Source organism: Albidovulum salinarum (genome assembly GCF_025673475.1).
Lineage (GTDB): Bacteria > Pseudomonadota > Alphaproteobacteria > Rhodobacterales > Rhodobacteraceae > Albidovulum > Albidovulum salinarum.
Genome location: NZ_JAOVQO010000031.1, coordinates 1 through 22779, shown reverse-complemented (window position 1 = coordinate 22779; position 22779 = coordinate 1). Strand labels below are relative to the sequence as shown.

General features: G+C 65.1%; 21 protein-coding genes and 1 tRNA gene. All 22 read left to right on the top strand.

From position 1 onward, the window contains the following. Positions 1-126: EF-Tu C-terminal domain-related protein (locus OEZ60_RS21015; protein WP_459178388.1), on the top strand; the 126-nt coding region annotated here is incomplete at its 5' end. 358 nt (positions 127-484) lie between these two features. Next, positions 485-718: a hypothetical protein gene (locus tag OEZ60_RS21010; RefSeq protein ID WP_263340615.1), complete on the top strand. Its 234-nt coding sequence runs from the start codon at positions 485-487 to the stop codon at positions 716-718. Between the two features lie 140 nt (positions 719-858). Continuing rightward, positions 859-934 (top strand) — tRNA-Trp (locus tag OEZ60_RS21005). A 219-nt stretch (positions 935-1153) separates the two neighbouring features. After that, positions 1154-1978 carry a MipA/OmpV family protein gene (locus OEZ60_RS21000; protein ID WP_263340612.1) on the top strand — a complete coding sequence of 275 codons (825 nt, stop codon included), beginning with the start codon at positions 1154-1156 and terminating at the stop codon, positions 1976-1978. Between the two features lie 73 nt (positions 1979-2051). Next, complete coding sequence (gene secE / locus OEZ60_RS20995) at positions 2052-2246, top strand: preprotein translocase subunit SecE (protein WP_263340610.1); 195 nt, start codon at positions 2052-2054, stop codon at positions 2244-2246. Between the two features lie 189 nt (positions 2247-2435). Beyond that, positions 2436-2969, top strand: coding sequence for a transcription termination/antitermination protein NusG (gene nusG / locus OEZ60_RS20990; protein WP_263340607.1), 534 nt, complete (start codon positions 2436-2438; stop codon positions 2967-2969). Between the two features lie 95 nt (positions 2970-3064). Further along, the gene (gene rplK, locus OEZ60_RS20985; RefSeq protein ID WP_263340604.1) at positions 3065-3517 is read left to right on the top strand and encodes a 50S ribosomal protein L11; all 453 of its coding nucleotides are present in this window, start codon (positions 3065-3067) and stop codon (positions 3515-3517) included. A gap of 3 nt (positions 3518-3520) precedes the next feature. After that, positions 3521-4219, top strand: coding sequence for a 50S ribosomal protein L1 (gene rplA, locus OEZ60_RS20980; protein WP_263340601.1), 699 nt, complete (start codon positions 3521-3523; stop codon positions 4217-4219). 240 nt (positions 4220-4459) lie between these two features. Then, the gene (gene rplJ / locus OEZ60_RS20975; protein ID WP_263340598.1) at positions 4460-4975 is read left to right on the top strand and encodes a 50S ribosomal protein L10; all 516 of its coding nucleotides are present in this window, start codon (positions 4460-4462) and stop codon (positions 4973-4975) included. 66 nt (positions 4976-5041) lie between these two features. Continuing rightward, positions 5042-5419, top strand: a complete 378-nt coding sequence (gene rplL / locus OEZ60_RS20970) for a 50S ribosomal protein L7/L12 (protein WP_263340596.1) — start codon at positions 5042-5044, stop codon at positions 5417-5419. A gap of 256 nt (positions 5420-5675) precedes the next feature. Then, positions 5676-9812: a DNA-directed RNA polymerase subunit beta gene (gene rpoB / locus OEZ60_RS20965; RefSeq protein ID WP_263340618.1), complete on the top strand. Its 4137-nt coding sequence runs from the start codon at positions 5676-5678 to the stop codon at positions 9810-9812. A gap of 92 nt (positions 9813-9904) precedes the next feature. Further along, positions 9905-14161 (top strand): DNA-directed RNA polymerase subunit beta', encoded by a 4257-nt coding sequence (gene rpoC / locus OEZ60_RS20960; protein ID WP_263340595.1) that lies wholly within the window; start codon positions 9905-9907, stop codon positions 14159-14161. Between the two features lie 141 nt (positions 14162-14302). Further along, positions 14303-15127, top strand: coding sequence for a putative rhamnosyl transferase (locus tag OEZ60_RS20955; RefSeq protein ID WP_263340592.1), 825 nt, complete (start codon positions 14303-14305; stop codon positions 15125-15127). A 13-nt stretch (positions 15128-15140) separates the two neighbouring features. Then, positions 15141-16049 (top strand): DMT family transporter, encoded by a 909-nt coding sequence (locus OEZ60_RS20950; protein WP_263340589.1) that lies wholly within the window; start codon positions 15141-15143, stop codon positions 16047-16049. A 96-nt stretch (positions 16050-16145) separates the two neighbouring features. Next, positions 16146-16880, top strand: coding sequence for a glycosyltransferase family 2 protein (locus OEZ60_RS20945; RefSeq protein WP_263340587.1), 735 nt, complete (start codon positions 16146-16148; stop codon positions 16878-16880). 3 nt (positions 16881-16883) lie between these two features. Beyond that, the gene (locus tag OEZ60_RS20940; RefSeq protein WP_263340585.1) at positions 16884-17189 is read left to right on the top strand and encodes a lipid-A-disaccharide synthase N-terminal domain-containing protein; all 306 of its coding nucleotides are present in this window, start codon (positions 16884-16886) and stop codon (positions 17187-17189) included. Next, positions 17182-18618, top strand: a complete 1437-nt coding sequence (locus OEZ60_RS20935; RefSeq protein ID WP_263340583.1) for an ArnT family glycosyltransferase — start codon at positions 17182-17184, stop codon at positions 18616-18618. The genes OEZ60_RS20940 and OEZ60_RS20935 overlap by 8 nt, the downstream gene beginning before the upstream one ends. Further along, positions 18605-19303 carry a phosphatase PAP2 family protein gene (locus OEZ60_RS20930; protein ID WP_263340581.1) on the top strand — a complete coding sequence of 233 codons (699 nt, stop codon included), beginning with the start codon at positions 18605-18607 and terminating at the stop codon, positions 19301-19303. The genes OEZ60_RS20935 and OEZ60_RS20930 overlap by 14 nt, the downstream gene beginning before the upstream one ends. A 269-nt stretch (positions 19304-19572) precedes the next feature. Beyond that, a complete protein-coding gene (rpsL, locus tag OEZ60_RS20925) occupies positions 19573-19944 on the top strand; it encodes a 30S ribosomal protein S12 (RefSeq protein WP_263340580.1) in 372 nt (123 codons plus the stop codon). A 12-nt stretch (positions 19945-19956) separates the two neighbouring features. After that, positions 19957-20427 carry a 30S ribosomal protein S7 gene (gene rpsG, locus OEZ60_RS20920; protein WP_263340577.1) on the top strand — a complete coding sequence of 157 codons (471 nt, stop codon included), beginning with the start codon at positions 19957-19959 and terminating at the stop codon, positions 20425-20427. 21 nt (positions 20428-20448) lie between these two features. Next, the gene (gene fusA / locus OEZ60_RS20915; RefSeq protein ID WP_263340575.1) at positions 20449-22572 is read left to right on the top strand and encodes an elongation factor G; all 2124 of its coding nucleotides are present in this window, start codon (positions 20449-20451) and stop codon (positions 22570-22572) included. An 80-nt stretch (positions 22573-22652) separates the two neighbouring features. Further along, a partial coding sequence (locus OEZ60_RS20910; protein ID WP_232825566.1) for a GTP-binding protein occupies positions 22653-22779 on the top strand: 127 nt, incomplete at its 3' end.

The following is a 22779-nucleotide window of genomic DNA, read 5'->3' as shown; positions in this document are numbered from 1 at the left end:
GGCGACAACCTGAAGTTCGAGGTCGAGCTGATCGCCCCGATCGCGATGGAAGAGAAGCTCCGCTTCGCCATCCGCGAGGGCGGCCGCACCGTCGGCGCCGGCGTCGTCTCGAAAATCATCAAGTAAGTATCACTCCGCCCGGAGTGCGGGAAAGGCGGCCCTCGGGCCGCCTTTCGTCGTTCTGACGGACCTATCCATCTACGAAATGCCTGTGTGGTGATGCACAGGGAACCTGCGCGTCGTCGCCTTGCGGACGCAAGGCGGCAACACTCGCTGCGTCGTGAGCGTTCGATTGCGCAATTCGCGGGCATTCTTGCCTCTGGCACTGCGATAGGGCGCACCGTGTTCACATCAAGCCCATTTTTGCGCGATCCGCCGCGATCAAGGCGTGATTTCCCCTCGTGGACGCCCTTGCCCATCTTGGCCTCATCGGATGCCACCGCACCGAACCAGGCTGAACCGCCACGGAACGAAAGGACACGATATGAAACTCTTCGCCATGACCGCCGCCGCCATCGCCGCCTTCGCCCCGGCCGCTTTCGCGATGACCGAAGCCTCGGTACTCACCGATCTCGACCGCGCCGAAGTCCGCCAGATCGTGCCCGGCGCCGATCTTTCGAACCTGACCGCCGCACAGGAAGCGGCGCTTGCTACGGTGATCTATGGCGGAGACAGCCACGGCGAGAAGGGCGGGCATATCCGCGCGATCCTGAACTGACAGGCAGGCTTTCCACTGCTCACGGATCGGCCGCCCCAGGGGGCGGCCTTTCTTTTCGTGTTCCGGGAGGACGAATGACACTTCGCGCGCTTTTCATTCTTGCCAAGCGATCGCGGCGCGCGTAAACACCCGCTCGGCCTAGGGGTATAGCTCAGTTGGTAGAGCATCGGTCTCCAAAACCGAGGGTCGCGGGTTCGAGTCCTGCTGCCCCTGCCAGGCCGCCTTCCCGCAAGTTACGCCGAACACCGCACCCGATCGAAGCCCCCGCTTCGCGGCTAGCGATATTGTTCATCCACGTCATAAACCCTTGGCAGCAGCCGAGGTTGTTGGAATAGTGGAGTCGGAATGGAAGCAAGAGCCGCTGCGCCAGTGCACATGAGCTATGATTCTGCCGGCAACTCGTGCCGGTCGGATCGCAAGTCGGGAGTCTGGGTTATGAGCTATGCCACCAAGAACCTGATCGCCGCCGCGGTTGCCGGGCTTGCCCTGTCGGGCGCGACCTTCGCTCAGGAGACTTCGGCCGGCGTCTTCGATGCCGGCGGTGCTCTCGACGCCGCCAACCCTGATGTGGTCGTAACGCTCGGTCTTGGCGTTGGCACCGCTCCGGCCTTTCCTGGCTGGGACGATTACGATCTCGGCGCCACCGGTACCTTCCGCTTCGATTTCGTGCGGTTTCCGAACGGCTTTACCTGGGGCTCGCTCGGGTCCGTCGGCTACCGCGAGGGCTTCGGCCTTTACGGCTCGGCCGGGTTCATCGGCGAGCGCAACATCGCCGACTATCCCGAACTCGCCGGGCTCGACGATGTCGACTGGACGCTGGAACTCGGAATCGGCGCCGGCTACGAGGCGCGGAACTACCGTGCCTTTGGCGACATCCGCTATGGGTTCAACGGCCATGAGGGCTTTGTCGGCACGCTCGGCGCAGATTGGGTGACGCGCCCGACCGATGCGCTGACGGTTTCGCTCGGCCCGCGGATCGGGTTCGGCGACAACACCTATTCGAGCACCTATTTCGGCGTCACGCCCGCAAATGCCGCCGGCGGTTCGCTTCCGGTGTTCGATGCCAGCGGCGGTCTGGTGAGCGCCGGGATCGAACTGAAATCGACCTATCAGTTCAACGAGCTGTGGGGTGTCGAGGGCCGCGCCTCGTGGAACCGGCTGCTGAACGACGCCGCCGATTCTCCGATCACGCAACTCGGCAGCGCCGACCAATACCGGGTCAGCATCAACCTCATCCGCCGCATCAGCCTCAACTTCTGAAGCCGCTTCAGGGTTGCAACCCTCCGCGCGCCGGCATATCTGCGTGGCGTCGGCGATAGGGAATGAGCGAGAAATGGCCACGAATCCGTTACAGTTCATGCAGCAGGTCCGTTCCGAGGCCGCCAAGGTCCATTGGCCGAACCGCAAGGAAGTGGTCACGACGACGATCATGGTCTTCGTCATGGCCGCGCTGACCTCGGTATTCTTCTTCCTGGTCGACCTGGTGATCCGCACCGGGCTGGGTGCGATCCTGGGCTTCGGCGGCTGACACCGGAGGTTCAGGCCCTTCGGTCTTGAAATTCGGCGCGAAGGTCGGTAACTGGGGCGCACTTTCCCGGCACCGGCGCGCAACGATTCGGTATGCGCGCTGTTTTTTGTTCGGGAGAATGCAGGGAAACCTGCGGAAATTACGGGATTTTCCGGCGGCGTGCCGTCGGTCGAGCGAGGTCAAAGGCAGATGGCGAAGCGGTGGTATTCGGTGAGCGTTCTCTCGAATTTCGAGAAGAAGATCGCCGAACAGATCAAGCATGCCGTGGCCGAGAAGGGCCTTCAGGACGAGATCGACGAGGTTCTCGTGCCGACCGAGGAGGTGCTGGAGATTCGCCGCGGCAAGAAGGTGACGTCCGAGCGGCGCTTTATGCCGGGCTACGTGCTCGTGCACATGGAGATGACCGATCGCGGCTATCACCTGATCACCTCGATCAACCGCGTGACCGGTTTCCTCGGCCCTCAGGGCAAGCCGATGCCGATGCGCGACGGCGAGGTCAACCAGATCCTCAACCGCGTCGAGGAAGGCGAGGCCGCGCCGCGCAACCTGATCCGCTTCGAGATCGGCGAGCAGGTCAAGGTCACCGACGGGCCGTTCGACGGCTTCTCGGGCATGGTCGAGGAAGTGGACGAGGATTCGAACCGCCTCAAGGTGACGGTGTCGATCTTCGGCCGGCCGACGCCGGTCGAACTGGAATTCACGCAGGTGCAGAAAGTCGCCTGACGTGTGAGCCGTGGGAGGCGATTCCGGGCCAGGACCGGGAGGACCGAACCACTAAACTTCGTCCTCCGGGGCGACAGTGACAAAGGAGAGGCCTGATGGCCAAGAAGGTAATGGGCAGCCTCAAGCTGCAAATCAAGGCGGGGCAGGCCAACCCCTCGCCCCCCGTTGGTCCGGCGCTCGGTCAGCGCGGCATCAACATCATGGAATTCTGCAAGGCCTTCAACGCGAAGACCCAGGAGATGGAGCCCGGTTCCCCGGTTCCGGTCATCATCACCTACTACGCCGACAAGTCCTTCTCGTTCGAGACCAAGACGGCGCCGGCCTCGTACTACCTGAAGAAGGCCGCGGGCCTGAAGCCGGTGGGCAAGCGCAACCGTCCGAAGGGTTCGACGAAGCCGGGCCGCGAGACCGCGGGCTATGTGACCGTGGCCCAGGTGCGCGAGATCGCCGAAGCCAAGATGAAAGACCTTTCGGCCAACGACGTCGAGGCTGCGATGCAGATCATCCTCGGCTCCGCCCGTTCGATCGGCATCGAGGTGAAGGGGTAAGTCATGGCCAAGATCGGTAAACGCACTACGGCGGCCCGTGCCGCCTTCGAAGGCAAGTCGAACCTCACGGTCGAGGATGCCGTCACCCTGATCAAGGGCGCCGCGTCGGCCAAGTTCGACGAGACGCTGGAAATCGCGATGAACCTCGGCGTCGATCCGCGCCACGCCGACCAGATGGTCCGCGGCGTCGTGACCCTGCCGAACGGCACCGGCAAGACCGTGCGCGTGGCAGTCTTCGCCCGCGGCCCGAAGGCTGACGAAGCCAAGGCGGCCGGCGCGGACATCGTCGGCGCCGAAGACCTGATGGAAACCATCCAGTCCGGCAAGATCGACTTTGACCGCTGCATCGCGACCCCGGACATGATGCCGATCGTCGGCCGTCTGGGTAAGATCCTCGGCCCGCGCAACCTGATGCCGAACCCGAAGGTCGGCACCGTGACGATGGACGTGAAAGCGGCCGTCGAAGCGGCGAAGGGCGGCGAAGTCCAGTTCAGGGTCGAGAAAGCCGGCGTGATCCACGCGGGCGTCGGCAAGGTGTCGTTCGACGCGGCGAAGCTCGCCGAGAACGTCCGTGCCTTCGTCGATGCGGTCTCGAAGGCCAAGCCGTCGGGCGCGAAGGGCGCGTACCTTAAGAAGGTGTCGCTCTCCTCGACCATGGGGCCGGGCGTCAGCGTCGACCTGATGTCGGCATCGGGCAACTGAGCCCATCTAGAATTTGCCGGGCCCAGGTCCGGTGAATGGCGGGGCGGAAACGCCCCGTCCTGTCCGAGACGGAGGGTGGGGGCGACCCCATAAATCCTTCCTGAGATGGGGAACGAGACGAGATTAGCCGGGGCAAGCCTCGGGCGATCAAGGCCTCGGGACCATCACGGACCCGAACGCTCCCAGACGATCGGGGGCATAAGAGAGCCGGGGGGAAACCCCCATACTTGGAGAGAAACCGTGGATAGAGCCCAGAAAGAGAAAATGGTCGAGGAACTCGGCCAGATCTTCGAAAGCTCTGGCGTCGTGGTGGTTGCCCACTACGAAGGCATGACGGTTGCTCAGATGCAGGACCTGCGCGCGGACATGCGTGCCGCTGGCGGGTCCGTCCGCGTTGCCAAGAACAAGCTCGCCAAGATCGCCCTGGAAGGCAAGCCCTGCGCAAGCATCGGCCAGCTTCTCACGGGCATGACCGTACTCGCCTATTCCGAGGACCCTGTCGCTGCTGCGAAGGTCGCGGATGCATATGCCAAGAAGAACGAAAAGTTCGCGATCCTTGGCGGCGCAATGGGCGATACGGCTCTGGACCAGGCCGGTGTTAAAGCCGTGGCCGCCATGCCGTCGCGTGAAGAGCTCATCGCTCAGATCGTGTCCTGCATCGGCGCCCCCGCTTCGAACATCGCCGGGGCCATTGGCGCGCCTGCTTCGAACATCGCGGGCATCCTTTCCACTCTGGAAGAGCGGGAAGCCGCGTGAGCAACTTCGTGCCTTCGTGGGGCCAAGCCCGACGTTGGAACACCAAACTAGGAACGGAACAGAGAAATGGCTGATCTGAAGAAACTCGCCGAAGAGATCGTGAACCTCACGCTCCTCCAGGCCCAGGAACTGAAAACCATCCTGAAGGACGAATACGGCATCGAGCCGGCTGCCGGTGGCGCCGTCATGATGGCCGGCCCGGCCGCTGGCGCTGCTGCCGAAGCCGCGGAAGAGAAGACCGAGTTCGACGTCGTCCTCACCGACGCCGGCGCGCAGAAGATCAACGTGATCAAGGAAGTGCGCGCGATCACCGGTCTCGGCCTGAAGGAAGCCAAGGACCTCGTCGAGGCCGGTGGCAAGGTCAAGGAAGGCGCGGCGAAGGCCGAAGCCGAAGAGATCAAAAAGAAGCTCGAAGAGGCTGGCGCCAAGGTCGAGCTCAAGTAATCGGGCGGGGCGCTTCGGCGCTCCAACCGCTGTGATTGGCTGGGTCCGGGCAATTCCGGGCCCAGCCGAACCTGTCTTGGAAGGGGCATCGGCCCCCGTGGCGCGAAAGGTGCCCCTTCCAAGGCGCGGTTAAAGGTTCGGGAGCCACCCGGTGGGACGGGGGGCATGAATGGGACCTACCCCCTATTCGCAAGCGGCGCGCTCGTGTGACCCCGACACGGACGCCCCCGCGAAGAGACGAAAGGTGACGACGAGCATGGCTCAGAGCTACGTTGGCCAGAAGCGTATCCGCAGATACTTCGGCAAAATCCGTGAAGTCCTCGAAATGCCGAACCTCATCGAGGTTCAGAAGTCCTCCTACGACCTGTTCCTGAAATCCGGCGACGGCCCGAAGGCCAGCGACGGCGAGGGTATCCAGGGCGTGTTCCAGTCGGTCTTCCCGATCAAGGACTTCAACGAGAACGCGATCCTGGAGTTCGTGAAGTACGAGCTCGAGAAGCCGAAGTACGATGTCGAGGAATGCCAGAGCCGCGACATGACCTATGCCGCGCCGCTGAAGGTGACGCTGCGCCTGATCGTGTTCGATGTCGACGAGGATACCGGCGCGCGCTCGGTCAAGGACATCAAGGAGCAGGACGTCTACATGGGCGACATGCCCCTGATGACGCCGAACGGCACCTTTATCGTCAACGGCACCGAGCGGGTCATCGTGTCCCAGATGCACCGTTCGCCCGGCGTGTTCTTCGACCATGACAAGGGCAAGACCCATGCCTCGGGCAAGCTCCTGTTTGCCTGCCGGATCATTCCCTACCGCGGCTCCTGGCTCGATTTCGAGTTCGACGCCAAGGACATCGTCTTCGCGCGCATCGACCGCCGCCGCAAGCTGCCGGTCACGACGCTGCTTTATGCGCTCGGCCTCGACCAGGAAGGCATCATGGATGCCTATTACAACACGGTCGAGTTCAAGCTGAAGAAGAACAAGGGCTGGGTGACCAAGTTCTTCCCCGAGCGCGTGCGCGGCACGCGTCCGACCTATGACCTCGTGGACGCGGCCACGGGCGAGGTGATCTGCAAGGCGGGCGACAAGGTCACGCCGCGCATGGTCAAGAAGCTGCAGGAAGAGGGCAAGGTCACCGAGCTTCTGGTGCCCTTCGACCACATCCTCGGCCGCTATGTCGCCAAGGACATCATCAACGAGGACACTGGCGCGATCTATGTCGAGGCCGGCGACGAGCTGACCCAGACCATCGACAAGGACGGCGAGATCTCCGGCGGCACGCTGAAGGTGCTTCTCGACAACGGCGTCACCGCGATCCCGGTGCTCGACATCGACAACGTCAACGTCGGCGCCTACATCCGCAACACGATGGCGGCGGACAAGAACATGGGCCGCGACGGCGCGCTCATGGACATCTACCGCGTCATGCGCCCGGGCGAGCCGCCCACCGTCGAGGCGGCCTCCGCGCTCTTCGACACGCTGTTCTTCGACAGCGAGCGCTATGACCTCTCGGCCGTCGGCCGGGTGAAGATGAACATGCGCCTCGACCTCGACGCGCCCGACACGATGCGGACGCTGCGCCGCGAGGACATCATCGCCTGCATCAAGGCGCTGGTGGAACTCAGGGACGGCAAGGGCGAGATTGACGACATCGACCACCTCGGCAACCGCCGGGTGCGCTCGGTCGGCGAGCTGATGGAGAACCAGTACCGCGTCGGCCTCCTGCGCATGGAGCGCGCGATCAAGGAGCGGATGTCCTCGGTCGAGATCGACACCGTCATGCCGCAGGACCTGATCAACGCCAAGCCCGCCGCCGCCGCGGTGCGCGAGTTCTTCGGTTCCTCGCAGCTCTCTCAGTTCATGGACCAGACCAACCCGCTGTCGGAAGTGACGCACAAGCGGCGCCTCTCGGCCCTCGGGCCGGGCGGTCTGACCCGTGAGCGCGCCGGTTTCGAGGTCCGCGACGTGCATCCGACCCACTATGGCCGGATGTGCCCGATCGAGACGCCGGAAGGCCCGAACATTGGCCTAATCAACTCGCTCGCCACCTTCGCGCGGGTGAACAAGTACGGCTTCATCGAGACCCCCTACCGCAAGGTGAAGGACGGTCAGGTGACGGACGAAGTGCAGTACATGTCCGCCACCGAGGAGATGCGCCACACGGTCGCCCAGGCCAACGCGCAGCTCGACGATGAGGGTCGCTTCAAGAACGACCTCGTCTCGACGCGCCAGTCGGGCGAATTCATGCTGAACCCGCCCGACGTGATCGACCTGATCGACGTTTCGCCGAAGCAGCTCGTCTCGGTCGCGGCCTCGCTGATCCCGTTCCTCGAGAACGACGACGCGAACCGCGCGCTGATGGGCTCGAACATGCAGCGGCAGGCGGTGCCGCTCCTGCAGGCGGATGCGCCCTTCGTCGGCACCGGCATTGAATCGGTCGTTGCCGAGGATTCCGGCGCAGCGATCATGGCGCGGCGCGGCGGGATCATCGACCAGGTGGACGCCACCCGGATCGTTATCCGCGCGACCGAGGATCTCGAGATCGGCGATGCCGGTGTCGACATCTACCGTCTCCGGAAGTTCCAGCGCTCGAACCAGAACACCTGCATCAACCAGAAGCCTCTGGTGAAGGTCGGCGACAAGGTCGCCAAGGGCGAGGTCATCGCCGACGGCCCGTCGACCGACATGGGCGAGCTCGCGCTCGGCAAGAACGTGATCGTCGCGTTCATGCCGTGGAACGGCTACAACTACGAGGACTCGATCCTCATCTCCGAGCGGATCGTCAAGGACGACGTCTTCACCTCGATCCACATCGAGGAATACGAAGTCGCCGCCCGTGACACCAAGCTCGGGCCTGAGGAAATCACCCGCGACATCCCGAACGTCGGCGAGGAGGCGCTGCGCAACCTCGACGAGGCGGGCATCGTCTACATCGGCGCCGAAGTCGGGCCGGGCGACATCCTCGTGGGCAAGATCACGCCCAAGGGCGAAAGCCCGATGACGCCGGAAGAGAAACTCCTGCGCGCCATCTTCGGCGAGAAGGCCTCGGACGTGCGCGACACCTCGCTTCGGCTGCCGCCGGGTGACTTCGGCACGGTCGTGGAAGTGCGCGTCTTCAACCGCCACGGCGTGGACAAGGACGAGCGCGCGCTGCAGATCGAGCGCGAGGAAGTCGAGCGTCTGGCACGCGACCGCGACGACGAACAGGCGATCCTCGAGCGCAACATCTATGCCCGCCTCAAGTCCATGATCCTCGGCAAGACCGCGGTAAAGGGGCCGAAGGGCATCAAGCCGAACGCCGTGATCGACGAGGAACTGCTCGGCACGCTCTCGCGCGGCCAGTGGTGGCAGCTCGCTCTCGGCGAGGAGCAGGACGCGCAGAACGTCGAGGCGCTCAACGCCCAGTTCGAGGCGCAGAAGCGCGCGCTCGAGCACCGTTTCGAGGACAAGGTCGAGAAGGTGCGTCGGGGCGACGACCTGCCGCCGGGTGTCATGAAGATGGTCAAGGTCTTCGTCGCGGTGAAGCGCAAGCTGCAGCCGGGCGACAAGATGGCCGGCCGTCACGGCAACAAGGGTGTCGTGTCGAAGGTGGTGCCGATGGAGGACATGCCGTTCCTCGCCGACGGAACCCCGGTCGACATGGTGCTGAACCCGCTCGGCGTGCCGTCGCGGATGAACGTCGGTCAGATCCTCGAGACCCACATGGGCTGGGCCGCCCGCGGCCTCGGGCTGAAGATCGACGACGCGCTTCAGGACTACCGCCGGACCGGCGACATGACCCCCGTGCGCGATGCGCTGCGGATCGGCTATGGCGATGCGGTCTACGATGAAGCCTTCGCCGGCATGGACGAGGATCGCCTGATCGAGTCCGCCGACGTGGTGAAGAAGGGCGTGCCGATCGCGACGCCGGTCTTCGACGGCGCCAAGGAGGCGGATGTCAACGACGCGCTGAGCCGCGCCGGATTCGATACGTCCGGCCAGTCGGACCTCTTCGACGGCCGGACGGGCGAGAAGTTCGCGCGGAAGGTCACCGTGGGCGTGAAGTATCTCCTGAAGCTTCACCATCTCGTCGACGACAAGATCCACGCGCGCTCGACCGGGCCTTACAGCCTCGTCACGCAGCAGCCCCTGGGCGGCAAGGCCCAGTTCGGCGGCCAGCGTTTCGGGGAGATGGAGGTCTGGGCGCTGGAAGCCTACGGCGCGGCCTACACCCTGCAGGAGATGCTCACCGTCAAGTCGGACGACGTGGCGGGTCGGACCAAGGTCTACGAGAGCATCGTCAAGGGCGAGGACAACTTCGAGGCCGGCGTGCCGGAATCGTTCAACGTCCTCGTCAAGGAAGTGCGGGGCCTCGGCCTCAACATGGAACTCCTGGATGCAGAGGGTGAGGAATAGGAGACGCGAATTTTCGGCGAAAGTTCGTTCTCGATTTTTCGCCGAAAGATCGGCCCCGACCTGACCCGAAGCGCCGTTTCAAGGATTTGAAGATGAACCAGGAACTGACCAACAACCCGTTCAACCCGCTGGCTGCGCCGAAGCAGTTCGACGAGATCAAGATCTCGCTCGCTTCGCCCGAGCGCATCCTCAGCTGGTCCTACGGCGAGATCAAGAAGCCCGAGACGATCAACTACCGTACGTTCAAGCCGGAACGCGACGGCCTGTTCTGCGCCCGCATCTTCGGGCCGATCAAGGACTACGAATGCCTTTGCGGCAAGTACAAGCGCATGAAGTATCGCGGCGTCGTCTGCGAGAAATGCGGTGTCGAGGTGACGCTCCAGAAGGTGCGCCGCGAGCGGATGGGCCATATCGAACTGGCCGCGCCCGTCGCCCATATCTGGTTCCTGAAGTCGCTGCCGAGCCGCATCGGCCTCATGCTCGACATGACGCTGCGTGACCTCGAGCGTATTCTCTACTTCGAGAACTACGTTGTCATCGAGCCGGGCCTCACGGACCTTTCCTACGGCCAGCTCCTGACCGAAGAGGAATTCCTCGACGCGCAGGACCAGTATGGCGCCGACGCCTTCACCGCCAATATCGGTGCCGAGGCGATCCGCGAGATGCTGGCCGCGATCGACCTCGAGGCCACCGCCGAGCAGCTCCGCGAGGAGCTGAAGGAGGCGACCGGGGAGCTGAAGCCGAAGAAGATCATCAAGCGGCTGAAGATCGTCGAGAACTTCATCGAGTCGGGCAACCGGCCCGAATGGATGGTCCTGACCGTCGTTCCGGTCATTCCGCCGGAACTGCGTCCGCTGGTGCCGCTCGATGGCGGCCGCTTCGCGACCTCGGACCTCAACGACCTCTACCGCCGGGTGATCAACCGGAACAACCGCCTCAAGCGGCTCATCGAGCTGCGTGCGCCCGACATCATCGTCCGCAACGAAAAGCGGATGCTGCAGGAATCGGTCGACGCGCTCTTCGACAACGGCCGCCGCGGCCGCGTCATCACCGGCGCCAACAAGCGCCCGCTGAAGTCGCTGTCGGACATGCTCAAGGGCAAGCAGGGCCGCTTCCGTCAGAACCTCCTCGGCAAGCGCGTGGACTTCTCCGGCCGTTCGGTCATCGTGACCGGCCCGGAACTAAAGCTCCACCAGTGCGGCCTGCCGAAGAAGATGGCGCTCGAGCTTTTCAAGCCGTTCATCTACTCGCGGCTTGAGGCGAAGGGCCTGTCGTCCACCGTCAAGCAGGCGAAGAAGCTTGTCGAGAAAGAGCGCCCGGAGGTCTGGGATATCCTCGACGAGGTGATCCGCGAGCATCCGGTTCTCCTGAACCGCGCGCCGACGCTCCACCGTCTCGGCATCCAGGCTTTCGAGCCGGTGCTGATCGAGGGCAAGGCGATCCAGCTGCATCCGCTCGTCTGCTCGGCCTTCAACGCCGACTTCGACGGCGACCAGATGGCCGTGCACGTCCCGCTCTCGCTGGAAGCCCAGCTTGAGGCGCGCGTCCTGATGATGTCGACGAACAACGTTCTGTCGCCGGCCAACGGCGCGCCGATCATCGTTCCGTCGCAGGACATGGTTCTGGGGCTCTACTACGTCTCGATGATGCGCGAGGGGATGCAGGGTGAGGGCATGGTGTTCTCGTCGGTGGACGAGGTGCAGCACGCGCTCGACGCCGGTGCGGTGCACATGCACTCCAAGATCACCGCGCGGATCCCGCAGATCGACGAGGAAGGCAACGAGGTCCTGAAGCGGTTCGAGACCACGCCGGGTCGGGTGCGGCTCGGTGCGCTCCTGCCGAAAAACGCCAAGGCGCCGTTCGAGCTCGTGAACCGGCTGCTCCGCAAGAAGGACGTGCAGAACGTCATCGACACCGTCTACCGCTATTGCGGCCAGAAGGAGTCGGTCATCTTCTGCGACCAGATCATGGGGCTCGGCTTCCGCGAGGCGTTCAAGGCCGGCATCTCCTTCGGCAAGGACGACATGGTCATTCCGGAGACCAAGTGGACGATCGTCAACGAGGTTCGCGACCAGGTGAAGGAATTCGAACAGCAGTACATGGACGGCCTGATCACCCAGGGTGAGAAGTACAACAAGGTCGTCGATGCCTGGTCGAAATGCTCCGACGCCGTCGCCACCGCGATGATGGGCGAGATCTCGGCGGTGCGCAAAGACGATGCCGGCGCCGAGAAGGAGCCGAACTCGGTCTACATGATGTCGCACTCGGGTGCGCGGGGTTCGCCCGCGCAGATGAAGCAGCTTGGCGGCATGCGCGGCCTGATGGCCAAGCCGTCGGGCGAGATCATCGAGACGCCGATCATCTCGAACTTCAAGGAAGGCCTGACCGTGCTCGAGTACTTCAACTCGACCCACGGCGCCCGGAAGGGTCTTGCCGACACCGCGCTCAAGACGGCGAACTCGGGTTACCTCACCCGCCGTCTCGTCGACGTGGCGCAGGACTGCATCGTGCGGCTGCCGGATTGCGGCACCGACCGGGCGATCACGGCCTCGGCCGCGGTCAATGACGGCGAGGTCGTCTCGCCGCTGTCCGAGCGCATCCTCGGCCGTGTCTCGGCCGATGACGTGCTGGTGCCGGGTTCGGACGAGATCCTGGTCCGCAAGAACGAACTGATCGACGAGCGCAAGGCCGACGCGGTGGAAACCGCCGGTGTCGCCTCGGTGCGGATCCGTTCGGCGCTGACCTGCGAGGCCGAGGAGGGCGTCTGTGCCGCCTGTTACGGCCGCGACCTCGCGCGCGGTACGCTTGTCAACATCGGCGAGGCGGTCGGCATCATCGCCGCCCAGTCGATCGGCGAGCCGGGCACGCAGCTGACGATGCGGACCTTCCACATCGGCGGCATCGCGCAGGGCGGTCAGCAGTCCTTCCAGGAAGCCAGCCAGGAGGGCAAGGTCGAATTCCGCAACCCGATGCTGCTGGAGAACGCCTCGGGCGAGAACATCGTCATGGGCCGCTCCATGCAGATCGCGATCATCGACGAGAACGGCCAGGAACGGGCGAGCTACAAGCTGAGCTACGGCGCCAAGATCCACGTCAAGGACGGCCATTCCGTCAAGCGTGGCGCCAAGCTCTTCGAGTGGGACCCCTATACTCTGCCGATCATTGCCGAGAAGGCGGGTGTCGCGAAGTTCGTCGACCTCGTCTCGGGAATCTCGGTGCGCGACGACACCGACGAAGCGACCGGCATGACCCAGAAGATCGTGACCGACTGGCGCACCGCGCCGAAGGGCAGCGATCTGAAGCCGGAGATCATCGTCATGGATCCGGCGACGGGCGAGCCGGTGCGCAACGATGCCGGCAACCCGGTTTCCTACCCGATGTCGGTCGACGCGATTCTGTCGATCGAGGACGGTCAGGACATCAAGGCCGGTGACGTGGTGGCCCGTATCCCGCGCGAAGGTGCGCGGACCAAGGACATCACCGGGGGTCTTCCCCGTGTGGCGGAACTCTTCGAAGCCCGCCGTCCGAAGGACCATGCCATCATCGCCGAGATTGAGGGCTATGTCCGCTTCGGCAAGGACTACAAGAACAAGCGTCGGATCACGATCGAGCCGATCGACGAGTCCTTCCAGCCGGTCGAATACATGGTGCCGAAGGGCAAGCACATTCCGGTTCAGGAAGGCGACCATGTGCTCAAGGGCGACTACATCATGGACGGCAACCCGGCGCCGCATGACATCCTGCGCATCATGGGGATCGAGGCTCTGGCCGACTACCTCATCGACGAGGTGCAGGACGTCTACCGGCTCCAGGGCGTGAAGATCAACGACAAGCACATCGAGGTGATCGTTCGCCAGATGCTGCAGAAGATCGAGATCCTCGACTCGGGCGACACCACGCTCCTCAAGGGCGAGCATATCGACAAGTCGGAGTTCGACGAGGAGAACGACAAGGTTACGCATCGTGGCGGGCGTCCCGCGGCGGGCGAGCCGGTTCTGCTCGGCATCACCAAGGCCTCGCTCCAGACCCGGTCGTTCATCTCGGCTGCCTCGTTCCAGGAGACGACGCGGGTCCTGACCGAAGCCTCGGTCATGGGCAAGCGCGACAAGCTCGTCGGCTTGAAGGAGAACGTCATCGTCGGTCGCCTGATCCCGGCAGGGACCGGCGGGGCCACGATGCGCGTGCGCCGCATCGCGCAGGACCGCGATCAGAAGGTGATCGACCAGCGCCGGGCCGAGGCCGAGCAGGCCGCCGCGCTCGCCGCGCCGGCCGAGGAAGTGCTCGACGATGTGATCGAGGTCGAAACCGACAGCAGTCTCGTCGACACGTTCGAGAGCCGCGACAGCTGAGACCGCTGGCCGCGTGACAGGACAGGGCCCCCCGCCGCAAGCGGGGGGCCTTTTCATGCGATTGACAAGGTGCGGGGCGGCTCACATCCTGTCCGCGGCCGCCGCCCGGCCGCACGAAGGCCGAAGCCGGAAGGAATTATCGTGAAAATCCAGGTCCTTGGCGTGTGCCGGTTCTCGCTTCTCGTGCAGGGCGGGTTCCAGCGGATGCCCGAGGACCTCGAAGCGCGCCGCCGTGTCCTTTACGATCCGGCGCGGCTCGAAAGCCGGGTGCTCTGGTTCGAGCATGTGTTCCTGCCCTCGATCCGGGCGCAGACCGACCCCGACTTCACGCTCACCGTCGTCACCGGTTCGGACTTCCCCGACCCCTGGCGCGGCCGGCTTCAAGACCTGATCGCGGGGATCCCGCAGATCGAACTGGTCTTCGTCCCGCCGCATGTCCACCGCGACGCCTGCCGCCCGGTCCTTTGCACCCGCGCCGACCCTAAGGCCGACGTCGTCGCGCAGTTCCGGCTCGATGACGACGACGCGGTGGCGGTCGACTTTGTCCGCCGGATTCGCCGCGATTTCCGCACTTTCGCGCGGCCGCTCTACGAGGCCCAAGGCCTGGTCTCCATCGACTATTGCCGGGGCTTCGCGCTCACGGGGTTTGGGGCGAGGGCGGCGCTGCATTTCGTGAGCGCGCCGCTCTGGACCCCCGCTCTCACCGTCTGCATGCCGCCCAGCCACGAGAAATCGGTCCTCGACTATCCTCACCATCTGCTCTTCCGGCACATGCCGGGTATCAGCCTCAACGACCGGCTGATGTTCGTGCGTGGCTTCCACGACAGCAACGACAGCAGCTTTCCCGCGCGCAACCTCTCCGCTCCGATTGCGCCAGACGAGGCGGCCGACTGGACCGCCCGGCGCTTCGGCATCGACTTCGACCGGTTCTCCGCCGCGCTCGCGGCCGCGCCGGTCGCAGGCTGAGCGCGAGGCGGGAATGCAGGACCGGGACAATCTCAGCAGTGCGCTCTACATGACGGTCGCGATGGCGGCCTTCACCTTCAACGATACCTGCATGAAGATGGTGGCCGCCGAGCTGCCGCTGCCCCAGGCGATCCTCCTGCGCGGGCTCATCGCGATGGCCGCGCTCGCGATCATAGGCCTTCGCACGGGCCGGAAGCAGCTTCGCCTTGGCGCGGAGGATGGGCGCCGCCTAGGTCTGCGTTCGGTGGCGGAGGTGGCGGCGACGCTGACCTTCCTGGCCGCCCTGCGCCACATGCCGCTTGCCAATCTCTCGGCGATCATGCAGGCGCTGCCGCTCGCGGTGACCCTCGGCGCGGCGCTCTTTCTGGCCGAGCCCGTCGGCTGGCGGCGGATGGCGGCGATCGCCGCGGGCTTCTTCGGGGTGGTGCTGATCGTGCGGCCGGGCACGGACGGCTTCGACACCTGGTCGGTTCTCGGTCTCGCCTCGGTCGCCTGCGTCGTCCTGCGCGACCTCGCGACGCGCCGGCTGTCGGGCGCGATACCCTCGGCCACGGTCGCCTTCTACGCCGCCACGGCGGTGACGCTGGCCGGCGCGGCGCTTGTTCCCATGGCAGGCTGGGCGCCGCTCGACCTTCGCCTGGCGGCGCTCATCGTCACCGCGGCGGGGTTCCTGATCGTCGGCTATCTCTTCATCGTGATGGCGATGCGGGTGGGCGAGATCGGCCTCGTCGCGCCGTTCCGCTACACCGCGCTCGTCTTCGCGATCGCGCTCGGTTGGCTCGTCTTCGACCAGCTGCCCGATACGCTCACACTGACGGGCGCGGCGATCGTCGTGGCGACCGGGCTCTACACCTTCCACCGCGAACGGCGGCTCGGCCGCAGGGTCGCCGCGCCCGACAAGGCGCCGCTTCGACTGCGCTAGGACAGCGGCCGGGCGCCTGCATTTACAAACGGGGTTGCGTGCAGTACCACGCGCGAGGTACGGCGCATCCTTCGAAGGGCGAAATCCGGGCTTCTCATGGTCACTGTTTCCATCGTCATCCCCGCGAAGAACGAGGCGGAGAACATCACCGGCCTGCTCGACGCGATCGACGCAGCCTGCACGCCGCATGTCGACCACGAGGTCATCGTCGTCGATGACGGCTCCGACGACGACACAGCCCGCGTCGTGTGGCGGCGCATGGAGAGCCATCCGAACCTGCGGCTCATCCGCCACGACGTCTCGGGCGGCCAGAGTGCCGCCGTCCACAGCGGCGTCCTTGCCGCGAAGGGCGGCATCGTCTGCACGCTCGACGGCGACGGCCAGAACCCGCCGGAGGAACTGCCGAAGCTCTTCGCGCCGCTGCTCGCGCCGGGGTCCGAGGCGATCGGCATCGTCGCGGGCCAGCGGGTCGGGCGGCAGGACACGATGTCGAAGAAGCTCGCCTCGCGCTTTGCCAACACGATCCGGTCCTGGGCGCTGCAGGACGGCACGCGAGACACCGGCTGCGGGCTCAAGGGCTTCCGCCGCGACGCGTTCCTTCGGCTGCCGTTTTTCAACCACATGCATCGCTACCTGCCTGCGCTTTTCGCCCGCGACGGCTGGCAGGTCGCCCATGTCGACGTCAGCCACCGGCCGCGCGGCGGCGGGCGGTCGAAGTACAACAACCTCCAGCGCGGGCTCGTCGGCGCGGTGGATCTGCTCGGCGTGATGTGGCTCTTGCGGCGGCGCAAGAAGTCGCGGCCGGCCGAGGCCGAGGCGGAGCGGGGCTGAGGCATGGACAAGATTTTCGCGGTTCTCCATGTCGAGAGCTGGACCGAGTTCTGGTGGGTCGCCTTCGGTCTTTTCGGTCAACTCATGTTCACCGGGCGCTTCCTCGTGCAATGGATCGCCTCGGAGCGGGCGCGGAAATCCATCGTTCCGCTTGCCTTCTGGTACTTCTCGCTGGCAGGCGGGCTGATCCTCTTCGCCTATGCGGTCTACCGCAAGGATCCTGTCTTCGTACTCGGACAGTCGCTCGGCGTCTTCATCTATGCGCGCAATCTCTGGCTCATCCGCCGCGAAAGACGGGGCGATGCCTGATCGTTCAGGCTGGTTTCCCCGCGCGGTCCTCGTCGTCGGCGCGCTGACGCTCGCGCGGATCGTCGCACTCTGGTTCGACCGGACCGACCTTTTCGTCGACGAGAGCCAGTACTGGCTCTGGGGCCAGCGGCTCGACTTCGGCTACTACTCCAAGCCGCCATTGATCGCCTGGGTGATCCGTGCCGCGACCGAGCTTGCCGGAAGCGACGCGCCGTTCTGGATCCGGCTGCCTGGCTTGCTCTTCCACGGCGCGACGGCGCTCATTCTTGGCACATTGGCGGCACGGCTCTTCTCGGCACGCGCGGCACTCTGGGTCGCGGTCAGCTATGCGACACTGCCGATGGTGGCGCTCGGCAGCCTCCTCATTTCGACCGACACGATCATGGCGCCGTTCTTCGCGGCGGCGCTCTATTTCTACTTCCGCGCGGTCGAAGCCGGCCGGGCGCGCTTCGCGGCGCTCGCCGGTGCCGCGGCCGGGGTCGCTTTCCTCGCCAAATATGCCGCGGTCTACTTCCTCCTCGGAGCGGCGCTCGCCTCGGTCGTGCCGGCCGCGCGGCTTTCGGGCCGGGCCTGGGCAGCGATGCTGGCGGCCTTCGCGGTGACGATCCTGCCCAACGTCGCCTGGAACCTCGGCCACGACCTGACCACGGTCGAGCATACGATGGACAATGTCGGCTGGGTGCGCGAGGCGTCCTGGTACGCGAGCCTCAATCCCGGCGGGCTGACTTCGTTCCTGTTCGCGCAGTTCGGTGTCTTTGGCCCGGTCCTCGTCGGTGCGCTGCTCTGGGGCTATGCGACGCCGGGATCGGCGACGGTCCGGGCCCTCGTCGCCTTCTCGCTCCCGGTCCTCGTCATCGTCAGCGTCCAAGCGCTTTTGATGGGGGCGCAGGCGAACTGGGCGGTCGCGGCCTATTTCCCCGGCACGCTGATCGCGGTGCCTTTGCTGCTGGTCCGAGCGCCGCGCCTCCTCGCGCTCTCGCTCGCTGTAAACGGCACGGTCGCTATACTTCTGCCGGTCCTGACCGTCATCGCGCCCGCACCCGAATGGCAGGGCCGGCCGCTCGCCGCGCGCTATCTCGGCCGCGCCGATCTCAGCCGCCAGATCATCGCGGCGGCCAGGGAGGCGGGCACGGAGACCGTCGTGATCGACAACCGCGACATGATCGCCGATCTCTTCCATACCGGCGACGGGAGCGGACTTGCCTTCCGCACCCCGCGGCCCGTGGGACGCCCGGCGAGCTACTACGAGCAGAACTTCCCGTTGGAAGACGATGCGGGCGAGGTGCTCTTCGTCTCGATCGCCCCCCCGGTTTGCGGCGGCGCGGCGGCGGAGCCGGTCGCAGAGCTCGACACCACGAACGGCGCCTATTTCCGTCGAAAGCTCACCGCCTACCTCGTTCCCGCGGAGTGCCTGAATGCCCGGCCTTGACCACATCCGCGCCGCGCTCTGGCTTGTGGCCGCGACTCTCGCGGCCACGGGCGTCTTCGCGCTCTGGCCGGGGCTCGATCTCGCGGTTTCGGCGCTGTTCTACACGCCCGGCGCAGGCTTCCCGATGTCGGGCGATCCTCTGGTCGAGGGCCTGCGCAACTTCATCTGGGATCTGTCGATCGGCGCGGTGCTGCTTTCGGCGGTGGCGCTGATCCTCGCCGCGATCCGCAGGCCGGTGCCGGGCTTCGGCGCACGGAAGGCCGGATTCGTCTTCCTGCTCTATCTCCTCGGTCCGATCCTTGCTGTCAATGCGGGCCTGAAGCAGCACTGGGGCCGGGCGCGGCCCGCCGACATTTCCGAGTTCGGCGGCGCGGCGAGCTTCACGCCGCCCTGGCTACCGGCCGACCAATGCGTCTCGAACTGCTCCTTCGTCTCGGGCGAGGGCTCGGCCGCGACCGCGCTGGCGCTGACCTTCCTTGTCCTCGCCCCGGTCGTCCGCAGGCAGGTCCCCGGCTGGGCCTTCCGCCTCTATGCCGCGGCGGGGGTGATCCTGCCGGCGATCGGGATTGCGCTGCGGGTGACGACCGGGCGGCATTTCCTCTCCGACACGGTCTTCGCGATGCTTCTCGTCCTCGCTCTCGCGCTCGTGCTGCACCGGCTCATCCTTGCGACGGGCAGGGGCTGAGGCCCTTGTTGACAAGCCCCGCGACTCCCCCTATACGGCGCCCACTCGGCCACGGGTGTATTGCGCGTGGACTTGTATCAGAACTGAAGTGGTCATGATCCGGGCCTTAAAGCCCCGATCCTCTGGAATTCCACCGCGTCGCCCCCGCGAAGGGGACGAATGCGGTTTTGGTGTTTTGCGGACGCGCAGGGCACGACATGAGCGAAAAGCCCCCGGAAACGTCGCTGACGGGCGATCGTTGATCGGGCTGCAAACAAAGGCGAGAGTTAATGCCGACGATTCAACAGCTGATCCGGAAGCCCCGGGAAGCCAAGCCGCAGAAGTCCAAGTCCCAGCACCTGGAATCCTGCCCGCAGAAGCGCGGGGTCTGCACCCGCGTCTACACCACCACGCCGAAGAAGCCGAACTCGGCTATGCGTAAGGTGGCCAAGGTCCGTCTGACCAACGGCTTCGAGGTGATCAGCTACATCCCCGGCGAGAAGCACAACCTTCAGGAACACTCCGTGGTCCTGATCCGCGGCGGCCGGGTGAAAGACCTTCCGGGCGTACGTTACCACATCCTGCGCGGTGTCCTCGATACCCAGGGTGTCAAAGATCGTCGTCAGCGCCGCTCGAAATACGGCGCGAAGCGTCCGAAATAAGGAGATCAAGAGATGTCCCGCCGTCACGCCGCCGAAAAGCGCGAAGTTCTGCCCGATGCCAAGTTTGGCGATCGGGTTCTGACGAAATTCATGAACAACCTGATGGTCGACGGCAAGAAGTCCGTCGCCGAGCGCATCGTCTACAACGCGCTTGACCGCGTCGAAGGCAAGCTGAAGCGCTCGCCGGTCGAGTGCTTCCACGAAGCCCTCGACAACGTGAAGCCGTCGCTCGAAGTGCGTTCGCGCCGCGTCGGCGGTGCGACCTACCAGGTGCCGGTCGAGGTTCGCCCGGAGCGCCGCGAGGCGCTGGCGATCCGCTGGCTCATCACCGCCGCGAAGAACCGCAACGAGAACACGATGGAAGAGCGTCTGGCCGGCGAGCTGACCGACGCCGTCAACGGTCGTGGCACCGCGGTGAAGAAGCGCGAAGACACCCACAAGATGGCCGACGCGAACAAAGCGTTCAGCCATTACCGCTGGTAACTCCGAAGGAAGGCAAGAGAGATGGCACGCGACTATCCGCTGCAGCGATACCGCAACTTCGGGATCATGGCCCACATCGACGCGGGCAAGACGACCACGACCGAGCGGATCCTCTACTACACCGGCAAGTCCCACAAGATCGGCGAAGTCCACGACGGCGCCGCGACCATGGACTGGATGGAGCAGGAGCAGGAGCGTGGCATCACGATCACCTCGGCTGCGACCACCACGTTCTGGCAGCGCCAGGAAGACCCGACCGCCGAGGGCACTTCGGACACCAAGTTCCGTTTTAACATCATCGACACCCCGGGCCACGTCGACTTCACCATTGAAGTCGAGCGTTCGCTCGCGGTTCTCGACGGTGCCGTCTGCCTTCTCGACGCCAACGCCGGCGTCGAGCCCCAGACCGAAACGGTGTGGCGTCAGGCCGACCGCTACAAGGTCCCGCGGATCGTGTTCGTCAACAAGATGGACAAGATCGGCGCCGACTTCTTCAACTGCGTGAAGATGATCAAGGACCGCACCGGCGCGACCCCGGCCCCGATCGCTCTGCCGATCGGCGCCGAGGACAAGCTCGAGGGCATCGTCGACCTGATCAAGATGGAAGAGTGGGTCTGGCAGGGTGAAGACCTCGGCGCCTCCTGGAAGCGCCAGCCGATCCGCGAAGAGCTTTCCGACCTCGCCGACGAATGGCGCGGCAAGCTCGTCGAGCTCGCCGTCGAGCTGGACGACGCGGCGATGGAAGCCTACCTCGAGGGCAACGAGCCCGACGAGGCGACGCTGCGCAAGCTGATCCGCAAGGGCTGCCTCTCGATGGCCTTCGTTCCGGTCACCGCCGGCTCGGCCTTCAAGAACAAGGGCGTCCAGCCGCTCCTCAACGCGGTCATCGACTACCTGCCGTCGCCCCTGGACGTGCCGGCCTACATGGGCTTCAAGCCGGGTGACGAGACCGAAACCCGCGACATCGCGCGTTCGGCCGACGACACCCAGCCCTTCGCGGCGCTGGCGTTCAAGATCATGAACGACCCGTTCGTCGGCTCGCTCACCTTCACCCGGATCTACTCGGGCGTCCTCAAGAAGGGCGACCAGATGATCAACTCGACCAAGGAGCGCCGCGAGCGCGTTGGCCGGATGATGATGATGCACGCCATCAACCGGGAAGAGATCGACGAAGCCTTCGCCGGTGACATCATCGCGCTGGCGGGTCTGAAGGAAACCACCACGGGCGACACGCTCTGCGATCCGTCGAACCAGGTGGTCCTCGAAACCATGACCTTCCCGCAGCCGGTGATCGAGATCGCCGTCGAGCCGAAGTCGAAAGCCGACCAGGAGAAGATGGGCATCGCCCTCGCTCGCCTCGCGGCCGAAGATCCGTCCTTCCGCGTCGAGACCGATCTCGAATCGGGCCAGACGATCATGAAGGGCATGGGCGAACTTCACCTCGACATCCTCGTCGACCGCATGAAGCGGGAGTTCAAGGTCGAGGCGAACATCGGTGCGCCGCAGGTGGCCTACCGCGAGACCATCTCGCGCGAAGCCGAGATCGACTACACCCACAAGAAGCAGACCGGCGGTACCGGCCAGTTCGCCCGCGTCAAGCTGGTGATCACCCCGGTCGAGCCGGGTGTCGGCTACTCGTTCGAGTCGAAGATCGTCGGCGGTGCGGTTCCGAAGGAATACATCCCGGGCGTCGAGAAGGGCATCAAGTCGGTCATGGACTCCGGTCCGCTCGCCGGCTTCCCGGTGATCGACTTCAAGGTGGCGCTGATCGACGGTGCCTTCCACGACGTCGACTCCTCGGTGCTCGCGTTCGAGATCGCGTCCCGTGCGGCGATGCGCGAAGGCCTGAAGAAGGCCGGCGCGAAGCTCCTCGAGCCGATCATGAAGGTCGAAGTGGTGACCCCGGAAGAATACACCGGCGGCATCATCGGCGACCTCACGTCGCGCCGGGGCATGGTGCAGGGCCAGGACACGCGCGGCAACGCCAACGTGATCAACGCCTTCGTGCCGCTCGCCAACATGTTCGGCTACATCAACAACCTGCGCTCGATGTCCTCGGGCCGCGCGGTCTTCACGATGCAGTTCGACCACTACGAGGCCGTGCCGCAAAACATCTCGGACGAGATCCAGAAGAAGTACGCATGAGTTTTCGGTGCGCCGTGACGGCGCACCCTACCCACCCGTAGGGCGCTCACCAGCGCACCGACCAGAGACAGGAGGCCATCATGGCAAAGGCAAAATTCGAACGGACGAAACCGCACGTGAACATCGGGACCATCGGTCACGTTGACCACGGCAAGACGACGCTGACGGCGGCGATCACGAAGTATTTCGGCGACTTCAAGGCCTATG